The sequence below is a fragment of the Streptomyces sp. WAC04114 genome, assembly GCF_019733245.1.
In the GTDB taxonomy this organism is placed as follows: Bacteria; Actinomycetota; Actinomycetes; order Streptomycetales; family Streptomycetaceae; genus Streptomyces; species Streptomyces massasporeus_A.
Genome location: NZ_JAIGQA010000049.1, coordinates 34312 through 42737, shown reverse-complemented (window position 1 = coordinate 42737; position 8426 = coordinate 34312). Strand labels below are relative to the sequence as shown.

Here is an 8426-nt window from a genome sequence, read left to right as displayed (position 1 = left end):
CGGCCGGGCGGGGCTGCCCCACCAGCTGCGGCACGGCCGTCAGCTCGCCGTCCACGTCCAGCTCGACGCGCTCCCGGCGGACCACCTTGCCGCTCGCCTCGTCGAGGTCGTACAGACCGACGGCGATCCGGTGCGGGCGCAGCGTCGGCTCGCCCTTGGCGCCAGCCGGCAGGGCGGGGGCCTCCTGGCGGATGGCGAAGGACGTGACGACCCCGTCGGAGTCCGTCTCGATCTCCGGGCGCAGCACGTTGATGCCGGCCGTCTCCAGCCAGGCCTTCGACCACGACTTCAGATCACGCCCCGAGGTCTCCTCCAGGGCGCCCAGCAGGTCCGACAGGCGCGTGTTGCCGAACGCGTGCGCCTTGAAGTACGCCTGCACGCCCCGGAAGAACTCGTCCTCGCCGACGTACGCGACGAGCTGCTTGAGCACGCTCGCGCCCTTGGCGTACGTGATGCCGTCGAAGTTGACGAGCACGTCGTCGAGGTCGTTGATCTCGGCCATGATCGGGTGCGTCGACGGCAGCTGGTCCTGGCGGTACGCCCACGTCTTCATGGAGTTGGCGAACGTGGTCCAGGAGTGCGGCCAGCGCGACTCGGGGTGGGCCGCCTGGCAGGCGATCGACGTGTACGTGGCGAACGACTCGTTCAGCCACAGGTCGTTCCACCACTCCATGGTCACGAGGTCGCCGAACCACATGTGGGCCAGCTCGTGCAGGATGGTCTCCGCGCGCACCTCGTACGCCGCGTCCGTCACCTTCGAGCGGAACACGTACTGGTCACGGATGGTCACCGCGCCCGCGTTCTCCATCGCGCCCGCGTTGAACTCCGGCACGAACAGCTGGTCGTACTTCTCGAACGGGTACGCGTAGTCGAACTTCTCCTGGAACCACTCGAAGCCCTGCCGGGTCACCTCGAAGATGGCGTCCGAGTCGAGGTACTCGGCGAGGGAGGGACGGCAGTAGATGCCGAGCGGGACGGACTGGCCGTCCTTCTCGTACACGCTGTGCACCGAGTGGTACGGGCCGACGATCAGCGCCGTGATGTACGTCGAGATGCGCGGCGTCGGCTCGAAGACCCAGACGTTGTCCTGGGGCTCGGGCGTCGGGGAGTTGGAGATGACCGTCCAGCCCTCGGGCGCCGTGACCGTGAACTGGAAGGTCGCCTTGAGGTCCGGCTGCTCGAAGCTCGCGAACACCCGGCGGGCGTCCGGGACCTCGAACTGGGTGTAGAGGTAGGCCTGGTCGTCGACCGGGTCGACGAACCGGTGCAGGCCCTCGCCGGTGTTGGTGTACGCGCAGTCGGCGACGACCCGGAGGATGTTGCGGCCCCGGAGCAGGCCGGGCAGGGCGATCCGGGAGTCCGCGAAGACCTCGGCCGGGTCGAGGGAGTCCCCGTTCAGGGTCACCTCGTGCACGGCCGGCGCCACCAGGTCGATGAACGACTCCGCGCCGTTCTCGGCCGTCACGTCGAAGCGCACCGTGGTCACGGACCGGTAGGTGCCGCCCTCCTGCGCGCCCGAGAGATCGAGCTCGATCTCGTACGACTCGACGGCGAGCAGCTGCGCCCGCCGCTGCGCCTCTTCGCGGGTCAGGTTTGTGCCAGGCACGCGGTCATCTCCTCGTTATGGGTGGGTTGCGCCATCTTTCCACGGCGGCTCGGCGTCATGCGACGACCTGGGCGAGTCCTAGGGATACCCCTCGGGCAGGGCCCTTCGCCGGGGGGCGTGACGTCCGGATTCCGCCGGTGAGCGCGGCTCGCGCGAGCGAGTCTGGTGACCATGACGACCATCTCGTACACCGCGCGCCCCATCGCCCCGCGCGCCCTGAAGGACCTGCGCACGACGGACGACGCGGGCCGCCGGACCGACGGCTTCACCGACGCCGATGGCGGCAGCCCGCTGCGCTGCTGCCTGCGCCACAGCGAGCCGGGGGAACGCCTCGCCCTGGTCTCCTACGCTCCCCTCCGCCGCTGGGCGTCGGAAACGGGCGCCACCCCGGGCCCCTACGACGAACAGGGCCCGGTCTTCATCCACGCCGAGGAGTGCGCGGGCCCCGCCGGTGACGCCCTCCCCTTCACCGGCTCCCACCGCACGGTCCGCCGCTACTCGGCCGAGGGACGGATCCTGGGCGGCCGGCTGGTCGGGGAACCGGGTGCGTTCCAGCGGGCCCTCCGGGAAGCGTTCGACGACCCGGCCGTGGCACTGGTCCACGTCCGGGCCGTCGAGTACGGCTGCTTCCTCTATGAGGTGCGCAGGGGCTGAGGAGGGGGCGGGGACTAGCCCTTCAGCTCCGCCGCCACCAGCTCCGCGATCTGGATCGCGTTCAGCGCCGCGCCCTTGCGGAGGTTGTCGTTGGAGACGAAGAGGGCCAGGCCGTTGTCCACCGTCTCGTCGCGGCGGATGCGGCCGACGTAGGACGGGTCCTTGCCGGCGGCCTGGAGGGGGGTGGGGATGTCGGTGACGACGACGCCCGGGGCGTCCGCCAGCAGCTCGGTCGCGCGCTCGGGGCTGATCGGCCGGGCGAAACGGGCGTTGACCTGGAGGGAGTGGCCGGAGAAGACCGGGACGCGCACGCAGGTACCGGAGACCTTCAGCTCGGGGATCTCCAGGATCTTGCGGGACTCGTTGCGGAGCTTCTGCTCCTCGTCGGTCTCGTTCAGCCCGTCGTCGACGATGCTGCCCGCGAGCGGCAGCACGTTGAAGGCGATGGGGCGCTTGTAGACGCCCGGCTCGGGGAAGTCGACCGCCTCACCGTCGTGGGTGAGCTTCTCGGCGTCGGCGACGACCTTCTGCGTCTGGCCGTGCAGCTCGGCGACGCCCGCGAGGCCGGAACCGGAGACCGCCTGGTAGGTGGCGACGACCAGGGCCTGAAGGCCCGCCTCGTCGTGCAGCGGACGCAGGACCGGCATCGCGGCCATGGTCGTGCAGTTCGGGTTGGCGATGATGCCCTTGGGACGGTCCTTGATCGCGTGCGGGTTGACCTCGGAGACGACCAGGGGCACCTCCGGGTGCTTGCGCCACGCGGAGGAGTTGTCGATCACGACGGCGCCCTGGGAGGCGACCTTTTCGGCCAGCGCCTTGGACGTGGCACCGCCCGCGGAGAACAGCACGATGTCCAGGCCGGTGTAGTCGGCGGTCGCCGCGTCCTCCACCGTCACGCCGTCCAGCTGCGACCCTGCGGAGCGGGCCGAGGCGAACAGGCGCAGCTCGGTGACCGGGAAGTTCCGCTCCTTGAGGATCCTGCGCATGACCGTGCCCACCTGTCCGGTGGCTCCGACGATTCCGACCCTCACGGTGACTCCCTCTCCTGCGTCTGTTCACATACTCGTTGCTTGGCCGAGGCTTTTCCATCATGCGGCCGACCACGGCCCGCCTGTCCACTTCTTTCCCCGGTCTGCCCGGAGAGTGGGACGGCCTGTCCCAGCCCATGGTTGCGGACCTGCGGTGTCGACCCCGCTGAGCTGGAGGAATTCGTCCGGCAGGGGTCGTGCGCCGCAAGCTCGCCTGCCCATACCGATCCCCGCCACACGGAAGTGTGATGTACGCCTCTGCCGTCCCGGCGGAACTCGCCGCGCGGTGAGCGAACGTTCCGTGCCCTGCCGGCGTCGTAGGAGAAACGACGTGAGGGGGGTGGCTTGTGCTGTTGCGCGGAAGGCCACGGCGCGGCCGGGAGGCGCACGCGGCGACCGGCGGCGACCCGGGGGGCGGGGCCGATCCGCTGGACGCGGCACAGGAGCGCCGGGTCCGGGCGGTGCTCGCGCTCGGCGGGGTGCCGCAGGCGGACCTGCCGGACGGGGTACAGCAGGTCCGCCTGCGGCTGCTGGAGCGGGCCGCCGGCGGCCGGGAGGCACCGCGGGACGTTTCGGCGTGGGCGGCGGTCGTCGCCTCCAACCTCGCCATGGACTGGCACCGGGCCAAGCGCCGCCAGGAGCGGCTCGGGGAGCGGCTGGCCGCCCTGCGCCAGCCGGCGGCGCACCCTTCCGGCGAGGACAGCAGCGTGCTGTCCGTCGCCGTCGCCCAGGGCCTGGACGAGCTGCCCGACGCCCAGCGGCAGGTCGTCGTCCTGCGCTTCTACGCCGACCTGCCGGTCCGGTCCATCGCCGAGCAGCTCGGCGTCCCGGAGGGCACGGTCAAGAGCCGGCTGCACACGGCCGTACGGGCCCTGCGCGCCCGCCTGCACGAGGACGAGGTGGTGTGACGTGACCGCCGGGTACGACAAGGACGGGCACGACCAGGACAGGCATGACGAGGCGGCGCTGATGGCGGTGATCACCGGCGAGGCACCCGGGGACGACGCCCTCGCGGACGACGCCTTCATGGCCGAGTACCGGTCCGCGACCGCCGACGTGGCGTTGCTGCGCGAGCAGCTGGGGCTCATCGGGCAGGCACTCGCCGAGCCCTCGGAGGCACCGGGACCCGAGACCGGTGGCGGCGCCTCCGTGACACCGCCGGCCGTCCGCCGTAAGCGGCCCGAGCCCCTGGCCCTTGCGCTGAGGGGCCTCGTCGCGGCCGTCGGGGCCAGTCTCGTGATCGGCATGGGCTGGCTCGTGGTTCAGAGCGACGGCATGGGAGCCGGAGACGATCAGGGCGGGTCGTCCGCCGCCGACAGCTCCGCCGACCGGCCGCAGGCCGGTGCGGACGCCAAGCTCGGTCACGCCGGGTACCTCGCCTGCGCCCGGATCGTCGTCGAGGGCACCGTCGCCGGGGTCGAGCCCCTTCCCGGCAGCGGCCAGGACCGGATCACCCTCGATGTCGCGCACTACTACAAGCCCGACAAGGGCGGCAAGCGGATCACCTTCCCCATGGACACCGGCGTCGACCCCCGGCTCCGGGCCGGTAATCACGTCCTGGTCGGGATCCCCGCCGGTCAGGCCGAGCCGGACATATGGACCACGGGGGAGAAGGAGATCGCCCGCGACCGGGCGTGGATCACCGAGGCCCTGCCCGCCTCGCGCACCATCCCGTGCCCGTGAGGAGCAACGCAAAGGGCGGGCGCCCGCACGGACGCCCGCCCCACAGCTACCGCGGTACCGCTAGGGCAGAACCTTCTCGATCTTCACGCTGCCCACGCCCGCGACCGTGCCGCGCGCGTTGACCAGCTGGACCTGGCCGAAGAACTCACGCCCCTCGGGAGCGGCCGCCGCGGCGGTGACGCTGCCCGAGACCGTGGCGGAGTCGCCCGTGCCGAGCTTCACCGGAGCCGACCCGTCGACGCTGACGCTGCCGAGGGAGGAGGAGAAGAACACGTCCTGGTAGTCGTACTCCGTGGTGCCGGCCGGCACCGAGTAGCCGACGACCTCGATCGAGTACGTCCCGGCGGCCGGAGAGGGGAGGGAGACCGACTCCTCCGAGTCGCCGTCGGCGGAGCTGCCGACCTGCGTGCCCGACGCGTCGTACACGGCGAGGTCCAGGTCCGCCGCGTTGTCCGAGACACCACCGATGGCGACGTCCAGCGACTTGGCGCCCGCGGGCACCTCGACCGTCGTGGTCTGCGTCTCGCCCTGCTTGATCGAGGGGCGGGCCGCCTTGGCCGAGCCGAGCGGGCCGCCCACCAGCTTGCCGTCGAGCGCGGCGAAGCCGTTCGTCACCTTCCAGGAGGAGGCGGCCGGGGTGCCGACCTTCGCCTCGGGCACGGTCACGGTCTCCGGGTCGAAGGCCGCGCCGAGCACGGCGACGTCCAGCTTGTACGGGTTGTCCAGCAGCGGCGACGTACGGCGCGACTCGACCTCGATCTCCCAGACGCCGGCCTGCGGGTCGGCGTAGGAACGCACGTCCGGGCGGCAGGTGTTGGCCGGGTTGCTGTAGTTCGGGTAGCAGTTGATCGTCGACGTCGGGTCCGACGGCACGCCGTACGGGTGGATCGAGATGAACCGCGTCTGGCTCTTGTCCTTCAGCCCGCTCATCGCGACCTCGAGGGTCTTGGCGCCCTTGGGGACGGTGACGAAGTAGTGGTGCGAGCTGTTGCGCTGCACCGTGTTCTTCGCGGAGGTCGTGAACTTCAGCGGCGTGGAGACCACGACCGTGCTGAGGACCTGGCGGTCGATGCCCTCGGTCTTCGGGTCGTCGACCTCGAGGATCGCGCTCTTGAGACCGGCGGACTTCGGCGCGGCCTGGACCTTGACGGTCACCGGCTGGTTCAGCGGCAGCTTCACCTCGTCGGAGCCGACGATGCGGAACGTGCGGCCCGCGTTGTTCTCGAAGTGCAGCTCGTGCCGGATCGCCTTGTCGGCGCCGGACGTACGGGTCAGGGTGATCTCGTACGTCTTCTTCTGGCCGGCCTTCAGGCCGCCCTCACGGTCGTAGAGGCCCGTGCCGAAGCCCGGGGTCTTCAGGAACTGGTCGATCGCGGTGTCGACCGGCGCCTTGACCGTGTAGGTGTGGGCGGTGGCGTCGTCGCGGATCGCGTCCCAGGCGTCGGGGATGTTCATCAGGCCCGCGCCCTCCTCGTACGCCTGCACACCCTTGATGTGGTCGGCGGTGGAGGTGAGGGCCGTGCGCAGGGTCGCCGGCGTGAGGTCGATCTTCTTCTGCTTGGCGGCCGAGATCAGCAGCGCCGAGGCGCCGGTGGCCTGCGGGGAGGCCATCGAGGTGCCCTGGAGCATCGAGTAGCCGGCCGGCAGGGTGTAGCCCGCCTCGGCGACCGGGCCGCCCGGCAGCCAGGTCTGCGTGGTGTTGATCGCCGCACCCGGGGCGACCAGGGTCGGCGTGAAGCCGCCGTCCTCACGCGGGCCGCGCGAGGAGAACGGCATCATCGCGTACTTCTTCTCCACGACCGAGCCGTAGTTGGCGGCCCAGGTCTCCTTGGAGACGGACGCGCCGACCGAGATGACCTTGTCGGCCAGGGCCGGGTCGCCGATGGTGTTGGCGCCGGGGCCGGAGTTGCCCGCGGAGATCACCAGCTGGACGCCGTAGGTGTCGATCAGGCGCGTGTACAGCTCGCTGCGCGCGTTGTTGCCGTCGTTCAGCGCCGGCAGGCCGCCGATCGACATGTTGACGATGTCGACACCGCGCTTGGTGACGAGGTCGATCATGCCCTCGGTCAGCGCCACGTTGGTGCAGCCGCCGGACCAGGTGCAGGCGCGCGAGGAGACCAGCTTGGCGCCGGGGGCGGCGCCGTTCATCTTCCCGCCGAACAGGCCGTTGGCGGCGGTGATGCCGGCGACGTGCGTGCCGTGCTCGGACTCGATGACGCCGATGTTGACGAAGTCCGACTTCTTGCCGACCCAGGAGCCGCCCAGCGGGTCCATGGGCACGTCCTTGCGGATCTCCACGACGAACGGCTGCCGCTCGGCGACGTCGGTGGCCGGGTTGTCGGTGCCGAAGTAGCCGACCTGGTGGCCGTCCTTGTACGGCTTCATCGGGGCGTCGTCGCCGAAGTCGTTGTTGTTGTTCAGGTCGACCCGGACCGTGCCGGTCGTGGCGTCGTACAGCACGCCCCAGACATCGGTGGTGTCGCCGTCGCGGTTGGCGTCGCCCTTGGCGTCGCCGCCGGTGGTGTACGACTCCTTGAAGAGGCTGACGGCGTACGAACCGGCCGGCGCCTTGTACGACTGGCCCTGGTAGGTGAAGGCCGGGCCGGACACGGCCGTGACCATCGGGCGCCAGGTGCTGTCGCTGTCGATGATCGGGTCGGTCGCCGTCACCCAGTCGACGATCTTCCGCTCACCGGTCGTCGTCTTCTGCAGCGCCGGGTGGCCCAGGTCCACGCCGGAGTCGAGGATGCCGATGGTGACGCCGCGGCCGTCCGCCTTCGGGTGGTCCTCGACGAAGTCGACCGCGCCCGTCTCGAAGGACGGGTTGTACGGGTTCTCCGCCGGGGTCCTCTTGCCCGGCGCGGGGTACGTCCCCTGCGCGGCCTTGGCGCCCTTGGCGGTGTCCGCGCTCGGCGTCGGGTCGTCCAGCGGGATCTCCTCGCGCAGGTCGATGCCGTGCACGGAGGACAGCTTGGCTGCGGCCGCGATCGCCGAGTCCGCCTTGGCCGTCGGGACGGTGGCGCGGACATAGCCCAGCTTGTCGTCGGCCCGGCCCACCGAGCCGCCCTTGACCGCGTCCAGCTGCCCGGCGACCTGCTCGGTCTGCCCGGGCGCGGTGGCGATCATCATCGTGACGGTCTTGTCGCCGTCGGCCTTGGCCTCCGCGAGCAGGTCCGCGTCGTTCGAACCGAGCTTGGCGTGCGCGGACTTGACGCTCGGGTCGGCCGGGGCGTCCGCGCCCGGCCCGTCGGCGGAGAAGGCCATCGGGATCGGCCCGGCCGCGGAGAGCGCGGCCACGAGACCGGCGGCCACGGCGATGCGTGCCACGCGTCTCGGGCCCGATATCTGATCGCGCTGGGTGGGAGGGGTCATCGGCATCCCTTGTAGGTAAAGGAACGAGCGGGAAGCGACCGGGGCCCGATCGGCCGTGGTCGCACACGGTCCGAACGGCGAGC

The 8426-nt window shown here is 71.1% G+C and carries 6 protein-coding genes; 3 read left to right on the top strand and 3 right to left on the bottom strand.

What is annotated here, in order from left to right; translation table 11 throughout:
• Positions 1-1606: aminopeptidase N (gene pepN, locus K4G64_RS15880; RefSeq protein WP_221756688.1), on the bottom strand; the 1606-nt coding region annotated here is incomplete at its 3' end.
• A gap of 171 nt (positions 1607-1777) precedes the next feature.
• Between pepN and K4G64_RS15875 the strand changes: the two genes are divergently transcribed.
• Positions 1778-2260, top strand: coding sequence for a DUF1203 domain-containing protein (locus K4G64_RS15875; protein WP_221756687.1), 483 nt, complete (start codon positions 1778-1780; stop codon positions 2258-2260).
• A gap of 14 nt (positions 2261-2274) precedes the next feature.
• On the opposite strand, the gene K4G64_RS15870 is transcribed toward K4G64_RS15875, so the two are convergent.
• The gene (locus K4G64_RS15870) at positions 2275-3291 is read right to left on the bottom strand and encodes an aspartate-semialdehyde dehydrogenase (RefSeq protein ID WP_221756686.1); all 1017 of its coding nucleotides are present in this window, start codon (positions 3289-3291) and stop codon (positions 2275-2277) included.
• A 347-nt stretch (positions 3292-3638) separates the two neighbouring features.
• Between K4G64_RS15870 and K4G64_RS15865 the strand changes: the two genes are divergently transcribed.
• Positions 3639-4196 (top strand): sigma-70 family RNA polymerase sigma factor, encoded by a 558-nt coding sequence (locus tag K4G64_RS15865; protein WP_221756690.1) that lies wholly within the window; start codon positions 3639-3641, stop codon positions 4194-4196.
• A 1-nt stretch (position 4197) separates the two neighbouring features.
• The gene (locus K4G64_RS15860) at positions 4198-4971 is read left to right on the top strand and encodes a hypothetical protein (protein ID WP_221756685.1); all 774 of its coding nucleotides are present in this window, start codon (positions 4198-4200) and stop codon (positions 4969-4971) included.
• A gap of 60 nt (positions 4972-5031) precedes the next feature.
• On the opposite strand, the gene K4G64_RS15855 is transcribed toward K4G64_RS15860, so the two are convergent.
• Complete coding sequence (locus tag K4G64_RS15855; protein ID WP_221756684.1) at positions 5032-8343, bottom strand: S8 family serine peptidase; 3312 nt, start codon at positions 8341-8343, stop codon at positions 5032-5034.
• Positions 8344-8426: the final 83 nt, after the last annotated feature.

Excerpts from the sequence above, each read along its gene's own strand:
- K4G64_RS15875 (WP_221756687.1), top strand. The coding sequence starts at position 1,778 with ATGACGACCATCTCGTACACCGCGCGCCCCATCGCCCCGCGCGCCCTG.
- K4G64_RS15855 (WP_221756684.1), bottom strand. The coding sequence starts at position 8,343 with ATGACCCCTCCCACCCAGCGCGATCAGATATCGGGCCCGAGACGCGTG.